This is a genomic window from Streptomyces sp. NPDC042102 (genome assembly GCF_055582305.1).
Genome location: NZ_JBVJDL010000001.1, coordinates 409,891 through 434,688 on the forward strand (window position 1 = coordinate 409,891; position 24,798 = coordinate 434,688).

The window sequence follows — 24,798 nt, forward strand, 5'->3', positions numbered from 1 at the left end:
CGGGGACCCGGGCGTGCCCGGGCCCCCGCACGAGATCAGCAGGGCCCTACCCCTGATGCCGGTGTGACAAGAGGAAGTTCACCGCTTCAGGTGATGCCGGCGTCGTTGTGCGGCGCGGGGGACTGGCGGGGGATTACGGGGTCCCGGGGCGCGGGCACGTGGCCGTAGCTCTCGGCCTGCATCCGGAACATCGCCGCGTACCGGCCGTCCAGCGCCAGCAGTTCCTCGTGGCTGCCCCGTTCGACCAGCCGCCCCCGGTGCAGGACGTAGATCACGTCGGCGTACCGCACGCCCGACATCCGGTGCGTGACCAGGACGACGGCCCGCCGCGGCCCGGCGAGGCCCCGGATGCTGTCGAACGCCGCGATCTCCGCCTCCGGGTCGAGCGCCGAGGTGGGCTCGTCCACGATGATCAGGCGGGCGTCGCGGTAGCGGGTGCGGGCCAGGCCGAAGGTCTGCCACTGGCCGCCCGAGAGTTCCGAGGCGCCCCGGAAGACCCGGGCGAGCAGGGTCTCGTACCCGTTCGGCAGACCCGTCACCACCTTGTCCGCGCCGGAGTACCGGGCGGCGTCGACGACGTCGGCGGCCCGCTCGACCGTGCCGTCGCCCTCGGGCCGTCCGATGACGATGTTGGTCCGGGCGGTCACCGGCCAGCGTTCGAAGTCCTGCGTGAGCAGGGCGACCCGGTCGAAGACGGCCTCCCGGTCGGCCTCGGTGATCTCCACCCCGTCCCAGGTCAGCGAACCGCTGTCGGGCAGGTGCAGCCCGGCCAGCAGTTTGACCAGGGTGGACTTGCCCGAGCCGTTCTCGCCCACCAGCGCCACCACCCGGCCCGCCTCGACGGTCAGGGACACATCGGCCAGGGCCGGCTCCTCGCGGTCGGGGTAGGAGAACCCCACGCCGTCCAGGCGGACCGTGCCCAGCGGATCGGGCAGCGGGCGGCCGCCGTCCGGGATGGCCCGGCGCCCGGCGCTGTCCACGAACCGCTCCAGGTCCCGTACGTACAGGGACTCCTCGTGCAGGGTGTTGGTGGTCGCCACCAGCGCGCCCAGCCCCGCCGTGCCCGTCCGTACGGCGATCACGGCCGTGCCGGCGACGGCCAGGTCCATCCGGCCGGCCGCGATCAGCACGCCCATCGCCCCGTACGTGACCAGGGCCGCGACCCCGGACAGCGCGGCGGCCAGCAGCTCGGTGGCGGCCTTGTCCTTGGCCAGCCGGGTGGCCTCGCCCTCCGCGTGCTCGGCCATGTTGCGGTAGTGGCCCAGCAGGTAGCGGCCGACGCCGTGCACGCGGACCTCGGCGGCCGAGGTCCGCGAGATCAGCAGCTGACCGATCAGCCGGGCAGCACGTACGTGCTCGATCCACGTCATGACCGACAGGTAGCGGCGCTGCGCCACCCGCATCGCACCCCAGCCGCGGGGCGCGGCGATCAGCGCGAGCATCGGCAGCAGCACCGGGTGCAGCACGGTCAGCACGCCGGCCACGGCGATCAGCGAGATCAGGCCGTTGAGCGTGGCCACGCAGGCACTGATGGTGCGGCGGGCGGCCGGCGGCCCCCACTGGGCGCTGTCGAGCAGCCGGTGGAACTCGCCGTCCTCGACGGCTTCGAGTTCGACCTTGACCGCCGCCGCCAGGTAGCGCACGGTGGCGGCCCGTTCCACCTTCGGCTCCAGCCGGCCGGCGGCCGCCGTCGAGCGCGAGGCGCACAGCGCGCCGAGGACGGCCACCAGCGCGCCCAGCGCCAGCGCGGGCAGCGCCCGGTGCAGCCGGTCGGCGGCGCTGCCGTCGGAGAGCAGCGTGCCCAGGACGGAGTTGACCACCAGCAGGCCCACGGCGGAGGCGATCCCCTGGCCGGCCTCGGCGGCGGCGACGGTGATCAGGGCGGGCCGGTCGGCCTCCCGCGCGAGCCGCAGGGTGCCCGCGACCATCCGGGGCATGGAGCGCAGGGTGCTCCACAGACCGGTCTCCAGGACGGCGTACTCGTGCTCGGCCCAGCCGGCCTCGTAACGCAGCGGCCCGCCGAAGAGCTGCTTCTCGCTGGCGGAGACGGCCGCGGCGGCGGGCACCGGACGCTTGAGGAGCCTCATGCGCGGGCACCTCCGTCCGGGCCCGGGTCGAACACCACATGAACGTGCACGGATCGCAAGATTCCTCCCGAGGTGACGCGGCGGCGACTGACGCCGGGAAGAACGTGGCTGTTCAGGGCGGCGTCACGGGCGGGCCGGGGCGAACTCTCGTACAGGTTTACGGGCTGGGGGCGGATCCCAAGCGGCGCCGGGGCAGCGCCCCGTGATCCGGCGTTCGAACCACCCGGTCGGGGTGGACGCCTCCCTTCGGGGGATTGCGGGGGCGTGTCGGTGGCGGCGGCGGATGGCGCATACTTCCGCCATGAACATGGCTGAATTGGGCAGGGCGGCGGCATGGACGTGGGCGGCCGTGCTCCTGGTGGGGGCGGCCACCGCCTGTTCGTTCCTCTCGCCCTTCTCCAGCTGCGAGGGGACCGGGGCGGCGTTGCGCGCCCTGGACGCCGACCCGGTGCTCCAGGTGCGGCCGCCGGAGGCGGCCCCCGCCGCGGGCCTGGACCTGGCGGGCGGCGACTGCACCGACGACAGCGGCGACGCCTGGATGAGCGCGGAGCGGATGTACTCCCACCCCGGCACGCCCCGCCAGGTCCTCGACCACTACCGTGCGGTGCTGCCCGCGCAGGGCTGGCGCCTCCACGGGCCCGACGGCGTGGACGACCCCGTCCACCCCGTGCGCCGGCTGTCCTTCAGCCACGGCACCTCCGGACGCGAGCTCACCCTCGCCTTCGAGACCCCGGACACCCTGGTCCAGTGGTACGACTACCGGCCCGGCCCGGAGACCGCCGGGCACACCTGGTACGCACTGATGGTGGAGGAAGGGGTCTGACGCGCGCGCGTCCCACCCCGCCGCGTCGACTAGGGTCGACGGGACATCGCAACGTGAACGACCACGAGGAGCAGCCGTGAGCGAGCCGGCGTCCATCGCCCTGCAGCAGGAGATCGCCCGGGACCTGGAGGTGTCCGAGGTCTTCGACGCCGGGCGCGAGGTCGAGCGCCGGGTGGCGTTCCTGGCCGAGCGGCTCACCGCCACCGGCCTGCGCTCCCTGGTCCTCGGCATCAGCGGCGGCGTGGACTCCACCACCGCCGGGCGGCTGTGCCAGCTGGCCGTGGAGCGCGTCCGGGCCGCCGGCCACGAGGCGGCCTTCTACGCGATGCGGCTGCCGTACGGCGTCCAGGCCGACGAGCGGGACGCCCAGCTCGCGCTCTCCTTCATCCGCGCCGACCACGTGCTGACCGTGGACGTCAAGCCCGCCTCGGACGCGGCGCTCCAGGCGGCGCTGGCCGCCGGTGTGACCTTCCGCGACGCCCACCACCAGGACTTCGTGCAGGGCAACATCAAGGCCCGCCAGCGCATGATCGCCCAGTACGCGGTGGCCGGCGCGCACGACGGCCTGGTCGTCGGCACCGACCACGCCGCCGAGGCGGTCTCGGGCTTCTTCACCAAGTTCGGCGACGGCGCGGCCGACCTGGTGCCGCTGACCGGACTGACCAAGCGCCGGGTCCGGGCCTGCGCCGACTTCCTGGGCGCGCCCGCCGAGCTGGTCTGGAAGACCCCGACGGCGGACCTGGAGACCCTGGACCCGGGCAAGGCCGACGAGGACGCGCTGGGCGTCACCTACGACGACATCGACGACTTCCTGGAGGGCAAGCCGGTCGACGGCCGGGCCCACGAGATCATCGCCCGCCGCTACCGCCTCACCGCGCACAAGCGGGCACTGCCGATCGCCCCGTAACGGGCACCGGTCCGGAGCACCGGCAGGCGCACCGGCCGGGCGTCCGCAGCGCGGACGTCACGAGGGCCCCGGCCCCGGGAGAACCCGGGGCCGGGGCCCTCATGCCGTCCGCGGCTGCTCCTGTGCGGCTACTCCTGCTCCGCCGCGCCCTCCAGGTCGCCCTCGGTGTCGAGGTAGACCTGGCGCAGGGACTCCAGGATCTGCGGGTCCGGCTTCTCCCACATCCCGCGCGACTCGGCCTCCAGCAGCCGCTCGGCGATGCCGTGCAGGGCCCAGGGGTTGGCCTCCTGGAGGAACGCGCGGTTCTCCGGGTCCAGCACGTACGTCTCGGTCAGCTTGTCGTACATCCAGTCCGCGACCACGCCCGTCGTGGCGTCGTACCCGAAGAGGTAGTCCACCGTCGCCGCGAGCTCGAAGGCGCCCTTGTAGCCGTGGCGGCGCATCGCCTCGATCCACTTCGGGTTGACCACGCGGGCCCGGAAGACGCGCGAGGTCTCCTCGACCAGCGTGCGGGTCCGGACCGTCTCCGGGCGGGTGGAGTCGCCGATGTACGCCTCGGGGGCGGTGCCCCGCAGCGCGCGCACGGTGGCGACCATGCCGCCGTGGTACTGGAAGTAGTCGTCGGAGTCGGCGATGTCGTGCTCGCGGGTGTCGGTGTTCTTCGCGGCCACCGTGATCCGCTTGTACGCCGTCTCCATCTCCGCGCGCGCCGGCCGGCCCTCAAGGCCCCGCCCGTACGCGTACCCGCCCCACACCGTGTACACCTCCGCGAGATCGGCGTCGGTGCGCCAGTCGCGGGAGTCGATCAGCTGGAGGATGCCCGCGCCGTACGTCCCCGGGCGGGAGCCGAAGATACGGGTGGTCGCGCGCCGCTCGTCGCCGTGCTCGGCGAGGTCCGCCTGGGCGTGGGCCCGCACGAAGTTGTCCTCGGCGGGCTCCTCCAGCGAGGCCGCCAGCCGTACCGCGTCGTCCAGCAGGCCGATGACGTGCGGGAAGGCGTCACGGAAGAAGCCCGAGATGCGCAGGGTCACGTCGATGCGCGGGCGGCCGAGCTCGGCGAGCGGGATCGGCTCCAGACCGGTGACGCGGCGGGAGGCCTCGTCCCAGACCGGGCGGATGCCCAGCAGCGCCAGCGCCTCGGCGACGTCGTCGCCCGCCGTGCGCATCGCGCTCGTCCCCCACAGCGACAGGCCCACCGAGGGGGGCCACTCCCCGTTGTCCGTGCGGTAGCGCGTCAGCAGCGAGTCGGCCAAGGCCTGGCCGGTCTCCCAGGCCAGGCGCGAGGGGACGGCCTTGGGGTCGACGGAGTAGAAGTTGCGGCCCGTCGGGAGCACGTTGACCAGGCCGCGCAGCGGCGAGCCCGAGGGGCCCGCCGGGACGAAGCCGCCGCCGAGCGCGTGCACGGCGTGGGTCAGCTCGTCGGTGGTGGCGGCCAGGCGGGGCACCACCTCGGTGGCGGCGAAGGCCAGGATGTCGGCGACCGCCCGGCCGTGGCCCTCGGCGACCGCCGCGACGGCGGCCGGGTCCCAGTCCGCGTCCTCCATCGCCTGGACCAGGGCGCGCGCCCGCTCCTCCGCCGCGTCGGCGTCCGTGCGGGTGGCGGCCGACTCGTCCAGGCCGAGCGCCTCGCGCAGGCCCGGCAGGGCGGAGGTGCCGCCCCAGATCTGGCGGGCGCGCAGGATGGCCAGCACCAGGTTGACCCGGTCGGCGCCGGCCGGGGCGCCGCCCAGGACGTGCAGGCCGTCGCGGATCTGGGCGTCCTTGACCTCGCACAGCCAGCCGTCGACGTGCAGCAGGAAGTCGTCGAAGCCGTCGTCGTCGGGGCGCTCCGCCAGACCGAGGTCGTGGTCGAGCTTGGCGGCCTGGATCAGCGTCCAGATCTGGGCGCGGATCGCCGGCAGCTTGGCCGGGTCCATGGAGGAGATCTGCGCGTACTCGTCCAGGTGCTGCTCCAGGCGCGCGATGTCGCCGTAGGAGTCGGCGCGGGCCATCGGCGGCACCAGGTGGTCCACCAGCGTCGCGTGCACGCGACGCTTGGCCTGGGTGCCCTCGCCCGGGTCGTTGACCAGGAACGGGTAGACGAGGGGGAGGTCGCCCAGGGCCGCGTCGGGCGCGCAGGCCGCGGACAGGCCCGCGTTCTTGCCGGGCAGCCACTCCAGGTTGCCGTGCTTGCCCAGGTGGATCATCGCGTCGGCGCCGAAGCCGCCGTCGGCGGCTGCCGCCTGGATCCAGCGGTAGGCCGCCAGGTAGTGGTGCGAGGGCGGCAGGTCCGGGTCGTGGTAGATCGCGATCGGGTTCTCGCCGAAACCGCGCGGCGGCTGGATGAGGATCAGGAGGTTGCCCCGGCGCAGCGCGGCGAGCACGATGTCGCCCTCCGCGTTGGCCGAGCGGTCCACGAACATGTTGCCCGGGGCCTGCCCCCAGTGCTCCTCGACGGATCCGCGCAGGTCGGCGGGGAGGGCGCCGTACCAGCGCCGGTAGTCGGCGGCGGGGATCCGGACCGGGTTGCGGGCCAGCTGCTCCTCGGTGAGCCAGTCCTGGTCGTGGCCGCCGGCCTCGATCAGCGCGCGGATCAGCTCGTCGCCGTCGCCGGAGACCAGGCCCGGGATCTCCTCCACGGGCCCGAAGTCGTAGCCCTCGGCGATCAGGCGGCGCAGCAGCGCGACGGCGGAGGCCGGGGTGTCCAGGCCGACCGCGTTGCCGATGCGGGAGTGCTTGGTCGGGTACGCGGAGAGGACCAGCGCGATCTTCTTCTCCGCGTTCGGGATGTGCCGCAGCCGGGCGTGGCGGACGGCGATACCGGCCACACGGGCGGCCCGCTCGGGGTCGGCGACGTACGCCGGCAGGCCGTCGGCGTCGATCTCCTTGAAGGAGAACGGCACGGTGATCAGACGGCCGTCGAACTCCGGCACGGCCACCTGGCTGGCGGCGTCGAGCGGCGAGAGCCCCTCGTCGTTCTCCTCCCAGGCGCTGCGCGAGCCGGTCAGGCACAGGGCCTGCAGGATCGGTACGTCCAGGGCGGCCAGCGCGCCGGCGTCCCAGGACTCGTCGTCACCGCCGGCCGACGCGGCGGCGGGCCGGGTGCCGCCGGCCGCCAGCACCGTGGTGACGACGGCGTCGACCCCGGACAGCTCGGCCAGCAGCTCCGGCTCGGGGGAGCGCAGAGAGGACACGTACAGCGGCAGCGGGGTGGCCCCGGCCGCCTCGATCGCGTCGCAGAGCGCGTGCACGAAGCCGGTGTTGCCGCTCATCTGGTGGGCGCGGTAGTAGAGCACGGCGATCCGCGGGCCCTTGACGGCGACGGGGGACCGCTCCAGGTGGCCCCACGTCGGCGCGGGCGCCGGCGGTTCGAAGCCGTGGCCGGTCAGCAGCACGGTGTCGGACAGGAAGCGGGCCAGCTGTTCCAGGTTGGCGGGGCCGCCGTGCGCGAGGTAGGCGTGCGCCTCGGCGGCGATGCCGATGGGGACGGTGGAGGCCTCCATCAGCTGGGCGTCCGGGGCCTGTTCGCCGGTCAGCACCACGACCGGGCGGGGCTGGCCGGGCGCGAGCAGCACGTCCAGGCCGTCCTGCCAGGCGCGCAGGCCGCCCAGGAGGCGTACGACCACCAGCTCGGCGCCGTCCAGCAACTCGGGCAGGTCGTCCAGGTGGAGCCGGGAAGGGTTCGCGAACCGGTACGGAACCGGACCGTCCGCGGCTCGGGCGCTGAGCAGATCGGTGTCGGACGTCGACAGCAGCAGGATCATGCGGCGGCAGGCCTTCCTCGGGGTTTCCGCGCCCCGGGCAGTCGGACGGCGGGAGTTCCTGGCTCATCCGGCACAGCCGTCACCGGCTGCCACCGGACTCACAGTGGCGGGACCGCGCCGGAATCGCACCGGGCTTCCTCCCCTGTCGCCGTCCTCGGCGACGACGGGCCAGGCGGCCCGCCAAGCGGCATCCTATGTGCCGCCGCGCGGCCGCGGGAGGCAGGGCCGCCGCAGCTCCCGGCGTCCGCGTCAGCCGGGGTTGCCGCAGCTCCCGGCGCCCGCGGGAGTTGGGGTTGCCGCAGGTCCCGGCACAGACGGGGTGGTGACGGCCACAGGCCGGGGCCCGGGAATCGTGGGTATGCTCGCCGCCATGCCACCGCCCCCCTCCGCCGCGTCCCGGGACGAGCCCGTCGTACGGGACCGCGGTGACGCCTGCCCCGGTGCGCTGCGGCTGCACGCGGCGGACGACGGGTTCCTCGCGCGCGTCCGGATCCCGGCCGGACTGCTCGACGCCCGGCAGGCCGGCCTGCTGGCGCTGGCCGCCGACCGGTTCGGGGACGGCCACCTGGACCTCACCTCCCGCGGCAACGTACAGCTGCGCGGCCTGGGGCAGGACTGCGGCAGCGGCCTCGCGGGTGTGCTCGACGAGGCCGGGCTGCTGCCCGCGCCCGGCCACGAACGCGTCCGCAACATCGTGGCCACCCCCCTGTCGGGCTCCGGCGACCCCGGGCGGCGGCCCCATGTCCGGCCCTGGGCCCTGGAACTGGACCGGCTGCTGTGCGCCGACCCGCGCGCGAGCGCCCTGTCCGGACGGTTCCTGTTCGCCTTCGACGACGGCCGCGGGGACGTGGCCGCGCTCGGCGCCGACGTGACCGTCCTGGGCCGCCCGCACGGGCGCGCCCTGGTGTTCCTCGGGGCGGCCGCCGAAGCCGTCGAGGTGCCCGGCGCGGACGCCCCCCGGGCGGCCCTGCTGGCCGCCGCCGCCTTCCTCGACGCCGCCGACGCGGCCGGCACGCGCGCCTGGCGGGTCCGCGAGCTCCCGCCCGAACACGCCCTGGACGCCCGCCGGTTCGCGGCCCGGCTGACCGCCGCCGGGATCGACGCGACGTACGCCGGTGCCGTCGCCCGGCCGTACGCCGACCCGCCGCGGCCCTTCGCGGTGGACGCGGGCCGCCGGGGCCCCCAGTGCGTGCTCGTCCCCCTGGGCCGGCTGACCTCCGGTCAGTTGCGGGCCCTGGCACGGGCCGCCGCCGGCGGCAGCGGCGAACTGGTCCTCACCCCCTGGCGCAGCGTGGTCCTGCCCGACGCCCCGCCCCTGCGGCCCGCCGGCGGCCCGGCCCCGCTGGAGCGCGAGGGTCTGGTCGTCACCCCCGACAGTCCCTGGCAGTCCGTCACCGCCTGTACCGGACGGCCCGGTTGCGCCAAATCCCTGGCCGACGTCCGCGCCGACGCGGCCGACCTCGCGCCGCGCGCGCGGGGCGCGCTGCCCGTGCACTGGTCGGGCTGCGAGCGCCGCTGCGGCCACCCGCAGGGCACCGCCTGGGTCGATGCCGTCGCCACCGGCGCCGGGTACCGGCTCTCCGTCCACGGGCAGCCGGTGGCCCCCTCCCCGGACCTGGCGGCCGCCCTCGCGGCCGCCCGCACCAGCACCACCCCTTCCGCAGCATCCGATGCCGACACGGTGAAGAAATGAGCGACTACCCAGTGTTCGAGTACGAGAAGGACGGCGCGGCGATCTACCGCCAGTCCTTTGCCACGATCCGCGCCGAGGCGGACCTCTCCGGGCTGCCCGCCTCGGTCGCCCAGGTCGCCGTGCGCATGATCCACGCCTGCGGAATGACCGATCTGCCCCAGGACCTCGGCTACACCCCCGAGGTCGTCCTGCGCGCCCGCGCCGCCCTGCACGCGGGCGCGCCCGTCCTGTGCGACGTCCAGATGGTCGCCAGCGGGGTCACCCGCAAGCGGCTGCCCGCCGGCAACGACGTGCTCTGCACGCTGTCCGACCCGGCCGTGCCGGAGCTCGCCGCCCGGATGGGCACCACGCGCAGCGCCGCCGCCCTCGAACTGTGGCGCGACCGGGGCCTGCTGGAGGGCTCCGTGGTGGCCGTCGGCAACGCGCCCACCGCGCTCTTCCGGCTGCTGGAGATGATCGAGGAGGGCGCGCCGAGCCCCGCCGCGGTCATCGGCGTGCCCGTCGGCTTCATCGGCGCCGCCGAGTCCAAGGACGCCCTCGCCGCCCACCCCGCCGGGCTCGACCACCTGATCGTGCGCGGCCGGCGCGGCGGCAGCGCCATCGCGGCCGCCGCCGTCAACGCGATAGCGAGCGAGGAAGAATGAGCACCACGGCCAAGGGGCGCCTCTACGGGGTCGGGCTCGGGCCCGGCGACCCGTCGCTGATGACGCTGCGCGCCGCCCAGGTGATCGCCGGGGCGGACGTCGTCGCCTACCACAGCGCCCGCCACGGGCGGTCCATCGCCCGGTCCATCGCACAGGAGCACCTGCGCGCCGACCACATCGAGGAACCGCTGGTCTACCCGGTCACCACCGGGACCACCGACCACCCCGGCGGCTACCAGGGCGCCATGGAGGAGTTCTACGAGGAGGCCGCCGCCCGGCTGGCCGCCCACCTTGACGCCGGCCGGACCGTCGCCGTGCTCGCCGAGGGCGACCCGCTCTTCTACGGCTCCTACATGCACATGCACAAGCGGCTGGCCGACCGCTACGAGACCGAGGTGGTCCCCGGCGTCACCAGCGTGAGCGCCGCGGCGGCCCGGCTGCAGACGCCGCTGGTCGAGGGCGAGGAGGTGCTGACGATCCTGCCCGGCACCCTGCCGCGCGAGGAGCTCGCCGCGCGCCTGGCCGCCACCGACTCGGCGGTGGTGATGAAGCTCGGGCGCACCTTCCCCGCCGTGCGCGGGGCGATGGAGGACTCCGGCCGGCTGGCCGAGGCGCGCTACGTCGAGCGCGCCACGATGGCCGGCGAGCGCACCGGGGCGCTCGCCGACACCGACCCCGCGTCGGTGCCGTACTTCGCGGTGGCCGTCGTACCGAGCCGGGTCGGCAACCCCGGCAGCAAGCCGTCGGGCCCCGGCGAGGTCGCGGTCGTGGGCACCGGACCGGCCGGTCCGCTGTGGCTCACCCCCGAGACCCGGCGGGCGCTCGCCGACGCCGAGGTGCTGGTCGGCTACACGACGTACCTGGACCGGGTGCCCGTCCGGGCGGGCCAGATCCGGCACGGCTCCGACAACAAGGTGGAGTCCGAGCGCGCCGAGTTCGCCCTCGACCTCGCCCGCCGCGGCAAGCGCGTGGCCGTGGTCTCCGGCGGCGACCCGGGGGTCTTCGCGATGGCCACGGCGGTGCTGGAGGTGGCCGGGCAGGACGCGTACAAGGACGTGCCGGTACGGGTGCTGCCGGGGGTGACCGCGGCCAACGCCGCCGCCGCGGCGGCCGGCGCGCCGCTGGGCCACGACTACGCCACGATCTCGCTGTCCGACCGGCTCAAGCCGTGGGAGGTCATCGCCGGGCGACTGCGCGCGGCGGCCGCCGCCGACCTGGTGCTGGCGCTGTACAACCCGGGCTCGCGCAGCCGGACCTGGCAGGTCGCGCAGGCCCGCGAGCTGCTGCTGGAGCTGCGCGCGCCGCGGACGCCGGTGGTCGTGGCGCGGGACGTGGGCGGACCGGAGCAGTCGGTGCGGATCGTCACGCTCGCCGAGCTGGACCCGGCCGAGGTCGACATGCGCACGATCCTGCTGATCGGCTCCTCGCAGACCCAGGTCACCGAGCGGGGCGACGGCACGAGGCTGACCTGGACCCCGCGCCGCTACCCGGAGGCGTGACGGACGGGGCTGCGGTACGCCGTACCGCAGCCCGCCGGCCGGGTCACTTGGTGGAGAACGCGTTGCCGAGCAGGCGCAGCAGGGCGACCAGGCCGCCGGGGCCGAGCATGATGAGCATGTTGAACAGCTCGGCGTCCTCGCGGTACCTGCTCCAGACCGAGGAGTTCTCGTACGCCATGTACTGCGTGCCGATGCCGACCAGGGCCACCAGCAGGATCGCCACCAGCAGCAGGACGCGCTGGGCCTTGACCTTCAGCGGCAGGCAGGCCGCGATGACGACGAGCACGCCGATGACGGCCGAGGTCGGCTCGATGTCGCCCGTGGTGGTGCCGTCCCAGTCATTCATGGCGTGAGCATGACGGCGGAATCCCCGAATCGGCAGCGGCAGGCGCAGAGTTGGCCGGATCGCGATGGTGAGCGGGGCGCCTGCCGCCTCAGCACTGCCAGCCGAACGCGGCGCGGGCGCACGGCGTGCAGGTGAACGCGTAGGCGCGGCCGGAGCCGAAGTTGGGGGCCGTGAGGGGGTCGGGGCCCTCGGTGAGCATCGCGGCGAAGTCCATCGGCCGGGCGCAGCCGGGGCAGTGAGGCGTCTCGTCGTGCTGGAGCCACTGGGGGACGCCGCCGAGCTGACCGAGGACTTCCTTCGGGGCCCGTCCGGTGCACCGGACCCACTCCTCGCGGGCATCCCCGTACTCCGCCCCCGGTATCTCCACCGGCCGGGCGGCCCGGACGGCGCCGAGCTCCGCGCCGGGGTGGGGGAGCCGCAGGGGGCGCAGGCCGGCGGCCGGGAAGAGGAACGCCCGGTTCCCGCCGCCGGTGGCACTCCACTGCTCGCACCGGCCGGGCCGGTGGGCGCACATGAAGACGGCCAGGACCCCGCGCCCGTCGTCGAGGACCACCTGGGCGAGGAACTGCAGCGGCCCCGCACAGGCCGCACAGCCCGGCCAGGCGGTCCCGTCGGGCGCCAGCGGCAGTCCGCCGACCCGGGTGACGGGGTCGTCGGGGGCGGCGGAACCGCTGTGGACCAGCAGGGTCGTGGTACTCATGCCGGCACTGTAGGCGCCGCCTGTGACAACGCCCCCACCACGGACACCGGGCACGGCCACGGGCCCGCCGGGTGCCGCCGGCGTGGGTCAGGGCGAGCCGAGGTCCGGGGTGGAGGACGCTCATCTGCACGTCGCACGACTCCCGGCCTCAGCCGACGGGCGCGGCCGTGTCCAGGTTCCGCTGCGTGGCTGCGGCCCGGCGCAGCTCCAGCAGGGGCTCTTCGGTGGGTTTCGGTGCCTTGCGGCTGCTGCTGGACGGTGGTGGGTTTCCGCCGGCCGACGGGGGTTGGGTCAGGTGGACGCAGGAGGATTTGCCGGACTCCAGTTCGCCGTTGATCGCGGTGATGCAGAACTCGTAGTTCCAGTTGCCCGGGAACAGGAAGGCGATCTGGTGCTCGGGGCCGTCCGTGATGTAGGGGCCCTGTGTGTCCGAGCCCGCGGGTGCGTTCATGTTGCGCACCCACACCCGGTACCCGGCCGCCTCGGGCGAACCCTTCCAGTTGAGTTGGACGGTGGTGTCGTCGAGGGACTTGATCGTGACGTCCGCCGGGACGGGTGGGGTGCCGCCTCCGACGGTCACGGACCGGGCGACGCCGGGAATGCCGCCGCCGGCCTTGTTCCAGGTCGCGACCGCGACGAGGTAGTGGTGGCCCGGGGTGAGCCCGTCGATGTGGATGGATGTCCCCTTGATGCCCGTGCTGTTGATGAACGACCCGGGCACGTCCCGGTCCCAGGTGATGACCTGGTACCGGTCGACGCTGTCGCTGTAGGGGCCCTTCGCCGCGTCCCAGGACACGTCCACGCCGGTCGCGGTCGCGCGCGTCACGATGTTCCCTGGCGCGGCGGCGGTCTCGGGGTGTGCGGTCGCGCTGGTCATCACCCAGGCCGAGGCGCCGCCGGTGTAGTTGTAGGTACGGACCTGGTACTCCCAGGTCATCCCGTCCAGGGTCCAGGTGGTGTCGAACCGGTTGGACGGCACCACCAGCTCGCTCCAGTCCGGCGCGCCCACGAGCCGGTGGCGGACGGTGTATCCGCGTGCGCCGAACACCGGGTTCCAGGTCACCTTGATCCCGCTGGGAACGGACTCCGCCTTGAGTCCCGACACGGGGGAGATCGGTCGCTCGGGGAAGCCGGGGATGTGGTCCGGGGTCGACTGCCCGATCCCGAACTGTTCGTTGAGGGTGCGGGCGTAGGCGTAGGCGATCTGGTACTCACCCGTGAGGCTGGGGTGCAGGCCGTCATAGCCGGCGGGGCAGCCGGTCGGCCGGCAGGAGTAGGCAGCTTCCCAGTCGACCGGTTTCACCGGGGATGCGGAGGTGCTCCAGGTCGGGATGGCGTCCTTGAGCAGGGCGTTGTACTGGTTGGTCTTGTCGACCAGGTCCTGGCGACCGTCGATGAACAGGCGGTGCGGGACGTTCGCGATTGCCATCTTGACGTCCGGTTTCGCCGCGCGGGCCCGGTCGACGAGGGTCTTCATGCTGTCCAGCGTGCCGTGCGCGTCGCTGACGAACCATCCCATGTCGTTGAAGCCGATACCGAAGAGGATCAGGTCGGGTTTGTACTGCGCGACCACGGGACCGATCTGGTCCTTGACCTGGGCGGCCTGGCGGCCCCATACGGCGAAGTGGTCGCTGTCGAAGCCGGCCGGAATGTCTTGGTGGTAGGCGCCGGAGACGGGCGGGTTGGCCACCGAGGGGTTCTCGATCTCGCCCTGGAGCCGGGGCGGAGCGGGCGGTCCTGTCGGGTCGGGCTGCTTGGTCCCCCGGTAGGGGCCGACGAAGTCGACGGGAACGTGCTGGTCCTTGAACCACTGCCACAGCCGGTAGCGCCAGGTCCAGTCGCCCTCCATTCCCTGGGTCATGGAGTCGCCCACCACCATCACCTTCAGCGGCGGGTTCGTGGTCGGGTTGCCGCCCGAGGAGCCGGTGTCGTCGCTGCCGCTGCCGTCGACCACCAGATCGGCGGGGTTCACCACGACCTGGTCCGGAGCGACGATGGCTCCGGACTTCGACAGAGCGATCAGCTGGGCCGAGTAGGCCTCGGCAATGGCCCGGTAGCCGTTGTCGTTGGGCACGCCGTCGGCGTCCTGCGTGGTGTCCACGAAGCTGGCGTCGCGGGGAAAGGCGATGGGGACCTGCCGGATCGGCCGGCCCGCGCGGCGGGCCGTGGCGATGACCGCACTGGAGAGTGCGAGGTAGGACGAGTCGCCGTTGTACATCTTGTCGCGGATGGCCGGCGTCTTGGACGGGGCTGGATCGCCGACCAGCACCATCGTGTGGGGCAGGATGTAGTGGATCTGGTCGATCAGGGCGTGCAGGTCGTCCGCCTCCTGGGCGGCCGTCAAGGTGCTGTCGTTCGCGAGGTCGTTGGCGACATCGAGTTGGAGCAGCACGACGTTGGGTTTGTACGTGCGCAGGTCACCGACGAGATGCTGGCGCAACTGGTCGATGTTCTGGCCGGGAAACGCCTCTTGCTGGTTGTCACCGTCCGAGATGTTCCCCCTGCTGACGGCGCCGACGTAGTCGAAGCCGGGCCCGGCGGCGTCGGCCCGGCTCGCCTGTCGTGCGGACGCGAGGGAGGAGCGGCACGCCTCACCGATGCCGTACTGCGCGCAGAGGCGCGCCGGGTCGCGCCAGCCGCCGTGCAGGAAGGGAGTCGCCTGTCCGTTGGCGCCGTCGACCGCCGATCCGCCGACCGGCATCGAGGCCAACGGCGGCCGGTTCGTCGGTGTGGCGATGGGGAGGACATACACCGGATCGTGGTCGGAGCCGCCCTGGCTCTGCTGCACGAGCGCCCGGAAGCTGCCGCGATCGGTGGTCGTCACGGCGTAGTCGAGTTCCCGCTGTGTCCCGTCCGGGCTGCGGTGGGTGGGCTGGCCGCTGCGCAGGAGGTTGACCGCGCCGACGCCCGGTGCGGGAATGTCGTTGTACCCCCGTCGGGCGACCAGAGCTTCGGGCGGGGTGTTGAAGTCCCCGCCCACCGTCCAGTCGTACCGGGTGTCTTGCGGCTGGGCTGCCCGGACGGCGTTCCCGATCGCGGTCAGCATGGGGATCGCGTCAGGGCCGCCGCCGCGTGACAGGGCGTGGTAGCTGAAGTACCAGTCGTTGCCCTGGCGGATGCCGATGGCGGGCCGGCTGCGGTTGCTGCTGTGCGGGTTGTCCACCACCATCGCCTCGAGGACCGGGGTGGTCGACATCACGATGGTGTTCACCCGGCCGCCCGGCGCCTGCGGATCGTGGGTCTGGAGGAAGACCATGTACCAGTCGCCGCTCCGCGTGCCGCCGTAAGGCCAACGGGCGTAGGTGACCAGTGAGTTGCCGATGGTACCCGGCGGATTGGGCAGCACTCTGGCGTTGTGCGGAACGTCGGCACCCGCCTCCTGAAGCATGACGACGTCGGACGGAGCGTTGTTGAGGATCCTTGGTATGTACGACGTCCACAGGCTCTCGCGCATTGCGGTCGCGCCCTGCATGTTCCACGTGAGGAAGGGAGTGTCGTAAGGAGGTGCCGCATGGGCCGACCCGCCGGTGAGGACGGCGAACGGCACCACGAGGAGTGTGCACAACAGTGCCTGCACGGCGGCGAGGGCTACGGATCCGAGGCGGCCCGGCGAGCGGGCTGTGGTGTGTAAGGACATGGACGGGAATTTCCTTCCATCTGACCTGATCACGTCAGATGTGAACGTATCCTCACCGCCTCCGATCCCCTTCTCCCCCCGCCTGCTTTCAGACACCACGCATGGGTGCGGAAAGAGGATGTGACACGGCTTCTCAGGAGAGCGTCCGCGCCAGCAGCTCCAGCGCCGCCCCGACGGATTCCGCCACCGGGACCCCCGCGGGTACGGGCGGCCGGTCCACGACGACCACCGGGACGCCCGCCTCGCGGGCGGCGGTCAGCTTCGGGGCGGTGGCCGAGCCGCCGCTGTCCTTGGTGACCAGCACGTCGATCCGGTGAGCGCGCAGCAGCGCGCGCTCGTCGGCGAGCGTGAACGGGCCGCGGGCCAGCAGGACTTCGGTGCGCGGCGGCATCGGCGCCTGCGGCGGGTCCACCGAGCGGACCAGGAACCACTGCTCGTCCAGATGGGCGAAGGCGGCCAGCCCCATGCGGCCGGTGGTGAGGAACACCCGGCCGCCGAGGCCGGGCACGGCCGCCGCGGCGGCCGCCAGATCCGGGACGCGGTGCCACACGTCACCGGGTACGGGCGTCCAGGCCGGCCTGCGCAGTGCCAGCACCGGCACCCCGGTGGCGGCGGTCGCGGCGACCGCGTGGAAACTCATCCGCCCGGCGAAGGGGTGCGTGGCGTCCACGACCGCCGACACCGCGTGCTCCCGCAGCCACGCGGCCAGCCCCTCCGGCCCGCCGAACCCGCCGATCCGGCTCTCCCCGGGCGGCAGCACGGGCGCCGCCACCCGCCCGGCGAGCGAGGTCGTCACCCGGTACGGCGCCCCGGGCGCCCCCGGCGTCCCGGCCAGCGCCTCCGCCAGGCCGCGGGCCTCCGTGGTCCCGCCCAGGATCAGGACGTGCGGGACCCGGCGGCCCGGATCAGCAGACATGCCGGTCGCGCTCCGGCGAGTACAGGTGGCTGTCGCGGAACTGCTCCGCCGCCAGCGTGCGGCCCACCACGATGACCGCCGTGCGCACCAGGCCGTGCTCCTTCACCTGCGCCGCGATGTCCTCCAGCGTGCCGCGCAGGATCAGCTCGTCCGGACGGCTGGCCATCGCGACCACCGCCGCCGGGCAGTCGGCGCCGTAGTGCGGCAGCAGCTCCCCGACGACCCGGTCGACGTAGCGGGTGGCCAGGTGCAGGACCAGCAGGGCGCCGCTGCGGCCCAGGGTGGCGAGGTCCTCGCCCGGCGGCATCGGGGTCGCCTGCTGCGCGATCCGGGTCAGGATGACCGTCTGGCCGACGGTGGGCACCGTCAGCTCCCGCTTGAGGGCGGCGGCCGCCGCCGCGAACGCCGGGACGCCCGGCACGACCTCGTACGGGATGCCCGCCGCGTCCAGCCGCCGCATCTGCTCGGCGACCGCGCTGAAGATCGACGGGTCGCCCGAGTGCAGCCGGGCCACGTCCAGGCCCGCCTCGTGCGCGGCGACCAGCTCCGCCACGATCTCGTCCAGGTTCAGCCGGGAGGTGTCCACCAGCCGTGCGCCGTCCGGGCATTCGGCCAGCAGTTCGCGCGGCACCAGGCTGCCCGCGTACAGGCACACCGGGCTCGCGGCGAGCGTACGGGCACCGCGCACGGTGATCAGGTCGGCGGCGCCCGGGCCCGCTCCGATGAAGTACACGGTCATGTCAGACGCCTTCCTGTTCCTTGGTGACCGACCACTGCGTGACCGGCATCGCCTGCCGCCAGCCGGTGAAGCCCCCGACCGCCACCGCGTGCGAGACGGCCAGCTTCACCAGCTCGCCGCCGTGCTCGCGGTACCGGTGGGCGAGCAGGGCCTCCGATTCGAGGGTGACCGTGTTGACCACCAGCCGGCCGCCGGCCGGCAGCGCCGCCCACACCGCGTCCAGCAGACCCGGCGCGGTCAGCCCGCCGCCGATGAACACCGCGTCGGGCGCCGGCAGTCCGGCCAGCGCGCCGGGCGCGGAGCCGATCACCACGCGCAGCCCCGGTACGCCGAGCGCCATCGCGTTGCGGCCGATGCGCTCCGCCCGCTCCGGCACCCGCTCCACCGTGACCGCCCGGCAGGACGGGTGCGTGCGCATCCACTCGATGCCGATCGAGCCGGAGCCGCCGCCGATGTCCCACAGCAGTTCGCCCGGCGCGGGCGCCAGTGCGCACAGCGTGGCCGCCCGCACATGACGCTTGGTCAGCTGACCGTCCGTCTCGTACGCCGCGTCCGGCAGCCCGGGCGCCGCGCCCAGCCGCAGGGCGCCCGGCGCGCGCACGCACTCGACGGCGACCACGTTCAGCGGGTCGCCGGGCGTGTGCGACCAGTCCTGGGCCGTGCCGCCGTAGTGACGTTCCTCCGCCGAGCCGAGCCGCTCCAGCACGTGCATCCGGCTGGGCCCGAAGCCCCGCTCCACCAGCAGCGCGGCGAGCTCGCCCGGCGAGCGCGCGCCGGCGCTGAGGACCAGCACGCGGCGCCCCTCGTGCAGCGCCGCCGCCACCCTGGCCACCGGCCGGCCCACGACCGTGACGACCTCGGTGTCCTCCACCGGCCAGCCCAGCCGGGCGCAGGCGTACGACACCGACGACGGGTGCGGCAGCACGGCCAGGCCCTCGGGGCCGGCCTCCTCGCAGAGCGCGCGCCCGATGCCGTAGAACATCGGGTCCCCGCTCGCGAGCACCGCGACGCGCCGCCCGGCGTACTGCTCCAGCAGCTTCGGCACCGCCGGCCGCAGCGGGCTGGGCCAGCTCACCCGCTCGCCCCCGCAGGCCCCCTCGGGCGCCATGGCCAGCTGGCGGGGACCGCCGATCAGTACGTCGGCCGCGATCAGCGCGCGCCGCGCATCCTGGGGCAGGCCGTCCCAGCCGTCCGCGCCGATGCCGACGACCGTCACGGGGGGCCCCGGCGGCGGGGTGGTTACGGAGCTCACTGTGCGGAACCTCGGGGGACGGGGACGGGCCGGACCCGCACTCTACTGGCCCGCAGCCGCGGCTCCAGGACCAGGGTGACGGCCACGGAGGCCCCGGCCAGGACCGCCATCGCGGCGGCCGCCGGCAGGACGTGCGCCAGCGCCCCGCCGAGCGCGGCGCACAGCCCCTGCGCGGTCAGCATCCCCGCCGAGTGCAGGCCGAGCGCCTGGCCCTGCGTACCGGCCGGGAGCAGGTCCACCAGCCGCTCCTGCATCAGCAGTCCCGCGCTGTACCCGACCGAGGCGATCCCGACCGCGACCGCGGCGGCCACCGGCCCCGGACGCAGGAGGAACACCAGGTACGGCACGGCCAGCAGCAACCGCAGCGCCGGCGCCGCCCGGTCGCGCCAGGAGGCCGGCAGCACACGCCCCACGGCGATGTCCCCGGCCAGCATCCCGGCCGCCGCGCAGCCGAACAGCAGCGCCGCGTGCCCGGGGTCGTAGGGGACGAACAGCGACTCGCAGCCCACGACCAGCCCGTTGGGGATCCACAGCGCCACGTACAGCGCCCTGCGCCGCGGATCGGCCAGCAGCAGGGCGTTGACCCGCCAGGTCTCGGCCACCGAGGCCCGGCCGCCGGCCCGCGGCGCCCGCCGGCGCAGGCCCAGCCGGGCGCACCCGGCGGCCACCACGGCGAGCGCGGCGGCCGCCAGCAGCGCGCCGCGCGGCGCGAGGACGGCGATCAGCAGCCCGCCCAGGGCGAAGCCGGCGACCTGCACCACCCCCGCCGCCACGGCCAGCAGGGAACGGCCGGTGAGATACGCGCCGGCGGGCAGGATCTCGGTGAGCAGCCCGTACCGCACCCCGCCGCCGACCGCGTCGGCCAGCCCCTGCAGCAGGAGCAGCGCGAACACCACCGCCAGCGGCAGGCCGGGCAGGGCGAGCAGGGCGGTGCCGAGCGCGCCGAACAGGGCGAGCCCGGCCAGCGCCGCGCGCGGCGGCAGCCGGTCGGCGGCCGAGAGCAGCAGGCTCGCGCCGGCCACCTGGGCGAAGCACGGGCCGAACATGCCGAGCGCGGCCAGCAGCGGGCTGCGCGTGCGCTCGTAGAGAAGGACGGCGAGGGCGAGACCGGAGACGGTGTTGGCCCCCACGCGCAGGGTGGCGCACAGGAAGAAGGGGATGAACTCGGGCGTGCGGGCCAGGGCCCGGTAGGTGGGGGTGCGGGGCATGCCGGAAGTCTCATGTCCCGGTACGGCGCACCCCTAGAGTTCCGCGTGGAGGCGAAACATGGGGTGGTGGCAGATCGACGCGGACGCGCTGGCGCAGAGCCGGTTCGTGGTGTCGGAGCTGGCGGAGGCGACGGCCGCGCTGTTCGCACTGGAGCGCCGCACGGCCACGCATCCGGCGGAACGGGACTGGCTGGCGGCCCAACTGCCCAGCTATCAGGCGTATCTGAGGCAGGATCCGGTCGCCGCCGAGCTGGTGCGGGCGGCTTTCGGCCCGCGCTGGCTGGCGGGCTTCCTCACCCCGCCGCCGCGGGGACTGCCGTTCGCCGAGGAGCTGGCGGCGGTACGCGGCAGCGGTGACGCGGTGGTGCGCACCGATCTGCGGGCCGCCTCCGCGCTGCCGGAACGGGTCGCCCGGGCCCGGGGGCTGGGGCCGCGGGCGGCGGACGTCCTGGAGTGGGTGTGGACGCAGGCGGTACGGCCGGACTGGCCGCGCCGCCGCCGGGTCGCGGAGGCGGACGTGCTGGTGCGGACGCGGCAGCTGGGCGTGGCCGGCTGGGCGGCGGCGCTGGCGGGCCTGCGTCCGGACATGGCCTGGCTCGGCGACGGGCGGCTGCGGATCAACCGGCAGGACCGGCCGCCGCGGGAACTGTCCGGGCCGGCGGGGCTGGTGTTCGTGCCGGTGACCCCCGGGCACGGGTGGGTGGCCTGGCGCGGCGCGCACCGGCACGCGCTGGTCTACCCGTGTACGGGGCAGCTCACGCAGGGGGCGGCCGGGGCCGGGGTGCCGATGGCGCTGGCGCGGCTGCTGGGACCGGTGCGGGCGCGGATCCTCGTGCTGCTGGAGAGCCCGAAGTCGACGACGCAGCTGGTGGCGCTGACCGGGCTGAGCCTGGGGACGGTGGCCGGCCAGCTGAAGGTGCTGCGGGAGGCGGGCCTGGTGCTGCGGCGGCGGGCCGGGCGCAGCGTGCTCTACCACCGGGTGGAGGCGGGGGACGCCCTGGTGGCGGCGGCCGGGCGGTAGGGGGAGGGCAGGCGGCGACGCTCCGCCCCCGCGAGAGGGCTGGTCAGTCGCCCGCGGCGCGCTCGTACAGGGCCTCGGCCGCGTCGTCGAAGCGGCTGCTGTAGGAGGTGGCGTCGTCCCCGCCGCCGGCACGGCCGCCGATCACCCCGATCAGTGTGCCCGTGCCCGCCCCGCCGTCCCCGCCGGTGAGCAGCGGGCCGCCGCTGGTGCCGTCGGGGAAGCCGGTGCAGTCGAAGCGCACCTGCGTGGGCCCGGCGGCCCGCGCGGTGTTCCGGCAGGACAGCGGCGCCTCGGCGTCGTCGGGGTACCCCAGCAGCCGGGCCGGGGACGGCAGCGGGGACCGGAAGGCGATCCGTTCGCCGCCGGTCAGGTCCTCCAGGCGCGCCCCGGGATGCCCGGGGCGGCGTACCTCCAGGAAGGCGATGTCGTGGTCGGGGTCGCGGTCCTCGCTCCAGCGGCGGTCGACGTGGATCCGCGTCGGCACCCACACCCCGTACGGCAGTACGCCGTCCCGGTAGCCGGGCGCGAACACCAGGTTGGTGCGGAAGCCCCAGGTGTAGACGCAGTGGGCGGCGGTCACGACGAGGTCCGCGCCGGGGGAGTGGACCACGCTGGCCGAGCAGTGGTGTTGGGGGTCCCCGTCGTCGCCGGGCGAGAACAGCGCGCCGACCGTGGGCTCGGCGGCCGGGGCGGTCTCGGCGTCCCGCTGGCCGCGGTCCGTGGGGGTCGGTGTCGCCGGTGTCGCCGGTGCCGCCGGGGTCGTCGGCGCCGGCCGGGTGGGCGCGGGCGCGGGCGGGGCCGGGGTCGGGGCCTCGTGGCCGAGCCCGTTCAGCACCGCGTCGGCGGCCTCGTCCGCCAGCCGGGTGTCCTGGACGTAGATCCCGGTCGTCAGGTCCCCCTCGGCCAGGTGCCCGGCCAGGGCGCGCAGCTGCCACAGGAACGCCCCGAGGCCCAGGACGAGCGCGACACAGACCCCGAGCACCACGGACAGCCGTACGGCGGACCGCCGGTGAACCGTCGCAGGCATACGGCACCCCTCTGCCCGGAGCATCGAATCGTCTCCCCGTTCGATGGCGAGGAGGACCGCGCGGTTCCGCTCGGCGGATGTGTCCGTGCTCACATCCGCCCCGCCCGCCATCCGCCGTCTTCCCGGCCGTCATCCAACGCCCCTACGCTCCGCGCGACTTGATGCAGCCCTCGGGACAGGAGCCGAACACATGAGACTGCGCAACCGAAGGGCCGGCCGGGCGGGGGCGGTCGTGGTGGCGGCCCTCGCCCTCGCGTTCGCCGCCGTGACCCCCTCCGGCGCCGCCCCGCGCGTGCGGGCCGCCGACCTGCCGTACTCCGGCTCCACCGGTGTCGGCGTGCACAACGCCTACGAGAAGGCCAAGTACGCCTACTTCGCCGACGCGCTGGACTCGGGCGCGGCCCTGCTCGAACTCGACGTGTGGACGAACTTCTTCGGAGCGTCCTGGCGGGTCTCCCACAGCAACCCCGTGGGCAACGACAACAACTGCGAGAACGCCACGAGTCCCGCCCAGCTGCGCACCAAGTCCCGCAACCAGAACCTCGCCGGCTGCCTGTCCGACATCCGCAGCTGGCACGACGCGCACCCCGGCCACCGGCCAATCGTCCTCAAGCTGGAGCTGAAGGACGGCTTCGCCGCCAATCTCGGGCGCGGCCCGGCCGAGCTGGACGCGCTGCTGTCCGCCAAGCTCGGCGACGCCCTCTACCGCCCCGGCCGGCTGGCGGCCGGCCACCCCGACCTGGACACCGCCGTCCGGGCCGGCGCCTGGCCCCAGCGGTCGGCGCTGGCGGGGAAGTTCATCGTCGAGCTGATCCCCGGCACCCTGGAGGAGGGCAACGCCGCGGACACGCTGTGGACCGACCGCGAGTACGCCACCCACCTGCGCGACCTCGCCGCGGCCGGCCGTCTGGACCGGGCGGCCGCGTTCCCCGCCGTGCACCGCGCGGAGGCCGGTGACCCGCGCACCCGCTACGCCGACGCCTCGCTGCGGCCCTGGTTCGTCCTGTTCGACGGGGACGCGAGCGCGTACGCGGGCGGCGCCATCGACACCGCCTGGTACGCCCGCAACAACTACCTCGTGATCGCGACCGACGCGCACCACGTCGCCCCCGCGATCGACGGCACCCGCCCCACCGAGGCCCAGGCCCGCGACCGCCTCGCGCTGCTGGCCGGCGAGCACGCCTCCGTCATCACCTCCGACTGGTACCCGCTGCCCGCGGTCCTCCAGGCCGTCGTCCCCCGCGGCTGACCGCCGCGTCCCACCCGCACCGAGGGCCCTGGGAGGATGGCGGGCATGACTGCGCACGCCATGCTCTCCGGCCACGAGCGGCCCTTCGACGAGGCCTACCGGGCCGACCCCCACCGGGTGTTCACCCGACTGCGCGAGCAACGGCCGGTCCACCGGGTGGAGTTGCCCGACGGCTCGGCGGCCTGGCTGGTGACCCGTGAGGCCGACGTCCGGGCCTGGCTCGCCGATCCGCGCCTCAGCGTCGACAAACGGCACGCGGGCGCCGGCTACCGGGGGTTCTCGCTGCCGCCCGCGCTCGACGCCAACCTGCTCAACCTCGACGGCGAGGACCACCTGCGGCTGCGCCGCCTGGTCTCGAAGGCCTTCACCCCGCGCCACACCGCCGGGCTGCGGCCGCGCGTCGAGGCCGCCGCCGAGGGCCTCGCCGACCGGCTCGCCGCACGCATCGCAGCCGACGGACGGGCCGACCTGGTCGCCGAGTTCGCGGCCGTGCTGCCGCTGATGGTGATCGGCGACCTGCTCGGCGTACCCGGCGCCGACCGCGAACCCTTCGCCGCGCTCGGCCAGCAGATGCTCGCGCCCCGCCGCCCGCAGGACGTCGCCGAGGCCGTCGGGGGCCTGCACCGGCTCCTGGTGGACCTGGTCGCCGTACGCCGCGGCGCGCCCGGGGACGACCTGCTGTCCGCCCTGATCGCCGCCCGCGACGAGGCGGACCGGCTCAGCGAGGACGAACTCGTCTCGCTCGCCTTCCTCATCCTCCTGGCGGGCAGCGAGAACACCCAGGCCGTCATCAGCGGCGGCGTCCTGACCCTCCTGGAGCACCCCGAGCAGCTCGCCGCGCTGCGCCGCGACCCCGCCCTGCTCGGCGAGGCCGTCGAGGAACTGCTGCGCCACGCCCACCCCAACCAGACGGCGATCCGGCGCTTCCCCAGCGAGGAGGTGGAGATCGGCGGCGTCCGGATCCCGGCCGGCGACACCGTGCTGCTGTGCCTGTCCGCGGCGCACCGCGACCCCGCCCGCTACCCGCGCGCCGACGCCTTCGACCTGCACCGCGCGGACAAGGCGCACCTCGCGCTGGGCCACGGGGTGCACTACTGCCTGGGCGCGCCCCTGGCCCGCCTGGAGCTGACCGTCGCCTTCGAGACCCTGCTGCGCCGCTTCCCCGGTCTGACCCTGGCGGTACCGGCCGCCGACCTGTCCTGGAACACCACGTTCCGGACCCACGCCGTACGGACCCTGCCGGTCACGTCGGCCGGCTGACGTACCCCTATTGCGCATCGGTCGCAACGACCGATGCGCATAGGGGC

At 74.7% G+C, this 24,798-nt stretch carries 18 protein-coding genes and 1 riboswitch; of the genes, 8 read left to right on the forward strand and 10 right to left on the reverse strand.

All coding sequences use genetic code 11. From position 1 onward, the window contains the following. Nucleotides 1-86: 86 nt before the first annotated feature. The gene (locus ACZ6KO_RS01705; protein WP_469298679.1) at nucleotides 87-2,087 is read right to left on the reverse strand and encodes an ABC transporter ATP-binding protein; all 2,001 of its coding nucleotides are present in this window, start codon (nucleotides 2,085-2,087) and stop codon (nucleotides 87-89) included. A gap of 301 nt (nucleotides 2,088-2,388) precedes the next feature. Here ACZ6KO_RS01705 and ACZ6KO_RS01710 point away from each other — a divergent pair, with 301 nt between their 5' ends. Next, nucleotides 2,389-2,910 (forward strand): hypothetical protein, encoded by a 522-nt coding sequence (locus tag ACZ6KO_RS01710; protein ID WP_469298681.1) that lies wholly within the window; start codon nucleotides 2,389-2,391, stop codon nucleotides 2,908-2,910. Between the two features lie 76 nt (nucleotides 2,911-2,986). Beyond that, nucleotides 2,987-3,817, forward strand: coding sequence for an ammonia-dependent NAD(+) synthetase (gene nadE, locus ACZ6KO_RS01715; RefSeq protein ID WP_469298683.1), 831 nt, complete (start codon nucleotides 2,987-2,989; stop codon nucleotides 3,815-3,817). A 128-nt stretch (nucleotides 3,818-3,945) separates the two neighbouring features. Here the strand turns inward: nadE and cobN are convergent, their stop codons facing one another. Then, entirely contained in the window at nucleotides 3,946-7,560 is a 3,615-nt protein-coding gene (gene cobN / locus ACZ6KO_RS01720) for a cobaltochelatase subunit CobN (RefSeq protein WP_469298686.1), read from the reverse strand. Nucleotides 7,561-7,612: 52 nt separating this feature from the next. Beyond that, nucleotides 7,613-7,721, reverse strand: a riboswitch (cobalamin riboswitch). Between the two features lie 209 nt (nucleotides 7,722-7,930). On the opposite strand from cobN, the gene cobG reads away from it, so the two are divergent. The 3 genes from cobG to ACZ6KO_RS01735 are packed head-to-tail and all read left to right on the forward strand — an operon-like array spanning nucleotide 7,931 to nucleotide 11,396. Continuing rightward, nucleotides 7,931-9,253 carry a precorrin-3B synthase gene (gene cobG / locus ACZ6KO_RS01725; RefSeq protein ID WP_469298688.1) on the forward strand — a complete coding sequence of 441 codons (1,323 nt, stop codon included), beginning with the start codon at nucleotides 7,931-7,933 and terminating at the stop codon, nucleotides 9,251-9,253. Next, nucleotides 9,250-9,897 (forward strand): precorrin-8X methylmutase, encoded by a 648-nt coding sequence (locus tag ACZ6KO_RS01730; RefSeq protein ID WP_469298690.1) that lies wholly within the window; start codon nucleotides 9,250-9,252, stop codon nucleotides 9,895-9,897. Before cobG ends, ACZ6KO_RS01730 begins: the two co-directional genes overlap by 4 nt. Continuing rightward, nucleotides 9,894-11,396 carry a precorrin-2 C(20)-methyltransferase gene (locus ACZ6KO_RS01735; protein WP_469298692.1) on the forward strand — a complete coding sequence of 501 codons (1,503 nt, stop codon included), beginning with the start codon at nucleotides 9,894-9,896 and terminating at the stop codon, nucleotides 11,394-11,396. Before ACZ6KO_RS01730 ends, ACZ6KO_RS01735 begins: the two co-directional genes overlap by 4 nt. Before the next feature lie 43 nt (nucleotides 11,397-11,439). Here the strand turns inward: ACZ6KO_RS01735 and ACZ6KO_RS01740 are convergent, their stop codons facing one another. The 7 genes from ACZ6KO_RS01740 to ACZ6KO_RS01770 all read right to left on the reverse strand — a co-directional run bounded on the left by ACZ6KO_RS01740 (nucleotide 11,440) and on the right by ACZ6KO_RS01770 (nucleotide 20,194). Continuing rightward, on the reverse strand, nucleotides 11,440-11,742 hold the full coding sequence (locus ACZ6KO_RS01740; RefSeq protein WP_469298694.1) for a hypothetical protein: 303 nt from the start codon (nucleotides 11,740-11,742) through the stop codon (nucleotides 11,440-11,442). Between the two features lie 88 nt (nucleotides 11,743-11,830). After that, nucleotides 11,831-12,442, reverse strand: coding sequence for a hypothetical protein (locus tag ACZ6KO_RS01745; RefSeq protein ID WP_469298696.1), 612 nt, complete (start codon nucleotides 12,440-12,442; stop codon nucleotides 11,831-11,833). Between the two features lie 148 nt (nucleotides 12,443-12,590). Then, nucleotides 12,591-16,079, reverse strand: coding sequence for a GDSL-type esterase/lipase family protein (locus ACZ6KO_RS01750; RefSeq protein ID WP_469298698.1), 3,489 nt, complete (start codon nucleotides 16,077-16,079; stop codon nucleotides 12,591-12,593). Nucleotides 16,080-16,212: 133 nt separating this feature from the next. Continuing rightward, nucleotides 16,213-16,995: a cobalt-precorrin-6A reductase gene (locus tag ACZ6KO_RS01755; RefSeq protein WP_469298701.1), complete on the reverse strand. Its 783-nt coding sequence runs from the start codon at nucleotides 16,993-16,995 to the stop codon at nucleotides 16,213-16,215. Then, nucleotides 16,985-17,734, reverse strand: coding sequence for a precorrin-4 C(11)-methyltransferase (gene cobM / locus ACZ6KO_RS01760; RefSeq protein ID WP_469298703.1), 750 nt, complete (start codon nucleotides 17,732-17,734; stop codon nucleotides 16,985-16,987). Before cobM ends, ACZ6KO_RS01755 begins: the two co-directional genes overlap by 11 nt. Nucleotide 17,735: 1 nt before the next feature. Beyond that, nucleotides 17,736-18,986, reverse strand: coding sequence for a precorrin-6y C5,15-methyltransferase (decarboxylating) subunit CbiE (gene cbiE / locus ACZ6KO_RS01765; protein WP_469298705.1), 1,251 nt, complete (start codon nucleotides 18,984-18,986; stop codon nucleotides 17,736-17,738). Next, nucleotides 18,983-20,194, reverse strand: coding sequence for an MFS transporter (locus ACZ6KO_RS01770; RefSeq protein WP_469298707.1), 1,212 nt, complete (start codon nucleotides 20,192-20,194; stop codon nucleotides 18,983-18,985). Before ACZ6KO_RS01770 ends, cbiE begins: the two co-directional genes overlap by 4 nt. A gap of 58 nt (nucleotides 20,195-20,252) precedes the next feature. Between ACZ6KO_RS01770 and ACZ6KO_RS01775 the strand changes: the two genes are divergently transcribed. Further along, the gene (locus tag ACZ6KO_RS01775; RefSeq protein WP_469298709.1) at nucleotides 20,253-21,215 is read left to right on the forward strand and encodes an ArsR/SmtB family transcription factor; all 963 of its coding nucleotides are present in this window, start codon (nucleotides 20,253-20,255) and stop codon (nucleotides 21,213-21,215) included. Nucleotides 21,216-21,258: 43 nt separating this feature from the next. On the opposite strand, the gene ACZ6KO_RS01780 is transcribed toward ACZ6KO_RS01775, so the two are convergent. Beyond that, the gene (locus ACZ6KO_RS01780; RefSeq protein WP_469298711.1) at nucleotides 21,259-22,242 is read right to left on the reverse strand and encodes a trypsin-like serine peptidase; all 984 of its coding nucleotides are present in this window, start codon (nucleotides 22,240-22,242) and stop codon (nucleotides 21,259-21,261) included. A 190-nt stretch (nucleotides 22,243-22,432) separates the two neighbouring features. Between ACZ6KO_RS01780 and ACZ6KO_RS01785 the strand changes: the two genes are divergently transcribed. Together ACZ6KO_RS01785 and ACZ6KO_RS01790 are read left to right on the forward strand one after the other, a co-directional pair. Further along, on the forward strand, nucleotides 22,433-23,491 hold the full coding sequence (locus ACZ6KO_RS01785) for a phosphatidylinositol-specific phospholipase C domain-containing protein (RefSeq protein ID WP_469298714.1): 1,059 nt from the start codon (nucleotides 22,433-22,435) through the stop codon (nucleotides 23,489-23,491). Between the two features lie 45 nt (nucleotides 23,492-23,536). Beyond that, nucleotides 23,537-24,751, forward strand: coding sequence for a cytochrome P450 family protein (locus ACZ6KO_RS01790; protein WP_469298717.1), 1,215 nt, complete (start codon nucleotides 23,537-23,539; stop codon nucleotides 24,749-24,751). Nucleotides 24,752-24,798 lie beyond the last annotated feature (47 nt).

Coding starts and splice junctions, on each gene's coding strand:
- ACZ6KO_RS01705 (WP_469298679.1), bottom strand. CDS start 2,087: ATGAGGCTCCTCAAGCGTCCGGTGCCCGCCGCCGCGGCCGTCTCCGCC.
- ACZ6KO_RS01710 (WP_469298681.1), top strand. CDS start 2,389: ATGAACATGGCTGAATTGGGCAGGGCGGCGGCATGGACGTGGGCGGCC.
- cobN (WP_469298686.1), bottom strand. CDS start 7,560: ATGATCCTGCTGCTGTCGACGTCCGACACCGATCTGCTCAGCGCCCGA.
- cobG (WP_469298688.1), top strand. CDS start 7,931: ATGCCACCGCCCCCCTCCGCCGCGTCCCGGGACGAGCCCGTCGTACGG.
- ACZ6KO_RS01730 (WP_469298690.1), top strand. CDS start 9,250: ATGAGCGACTACCCAGTGTTCGAGTACGAGAAGGACGGCGCGGCGATC.
- ACZ6KO_RS01735 (WP_469298692.1), top strand. CDS start 9,894: ATGAGCACCACGGCCAAGGGGCGCCTCTACGGGGTCGGGCTCGGGCCC.
- ACZ6KO_RS01740 (WP_469298694.1), bottom strand. CDS start 11,742: ATGAATGACTGGGACGGCACCACCACGGGCGACATCGAGCCGACCTCG.
- ACZ6KO_RS01745 (WP_469298696.1), bottom strand. CDS start 12,442: ATGAGTACCACGACCCTGCTGGTCCACAGCGGTTCCGCCGCCCCCGAC.
- ACZ6KO_RS01750 (WP_469298698.1), bottom strand. CDS start 16,079: ATGTCCTTACACACCACAGCCCGCTCGCCGGGCCGCCTCGGATCCGTA.
- ACZ6KO_RS01755 (WP_469298701.1), bottom strand. CDS start 16,995: ATGTCTGCTGATCCGGGCCGCCGGGTCCCGCACGTCCTGATCCTGGGC.
- cobM (WP_469298703.1), bottom strand. CDS start 17,734: ATGACCGTGTACTTCATCGGAGCGGGCCCGGGCGCCGCCGACCTGATC.
- ACZ6KO_RS01770 (WP_469298707.1), bottom strand. CDS start 20,194: ATGCCCCGCACCCCCACCTACCGGGCCCTGGCCCGCACGCCCGAGTTC.
- ACZ6KO_RS01775 (WP_469298709.1), top strand. CDS start 20,253: ATGGGGTGGTGGCAGATCGACGCGGACGCGCTGGCGCAGAGCCGGTTC.
- ACZ6KO_RS01780 (WP_469298711.1), bottom strand. CDS start 22,242: ATGCCTGCGACGGTTCACCGGCGGTCCGCCGTACGGCTGTCCGTGGTG.
- ACZ6KO_RS01785 (WP_469298714.1), top strand. CDS start 22,433: ATGAGACTGCGCAACCGAAGGGCCGGCCGGGCGGGGGCGGTCGTGGTG.
- ACZ6KO_RS01790 (WP_469298717.1), top strand. CDS start 23,537: ATGACTGCGCACGCCATGCTCTCCGGCCACGAGCGGCCCTTCGACGAG.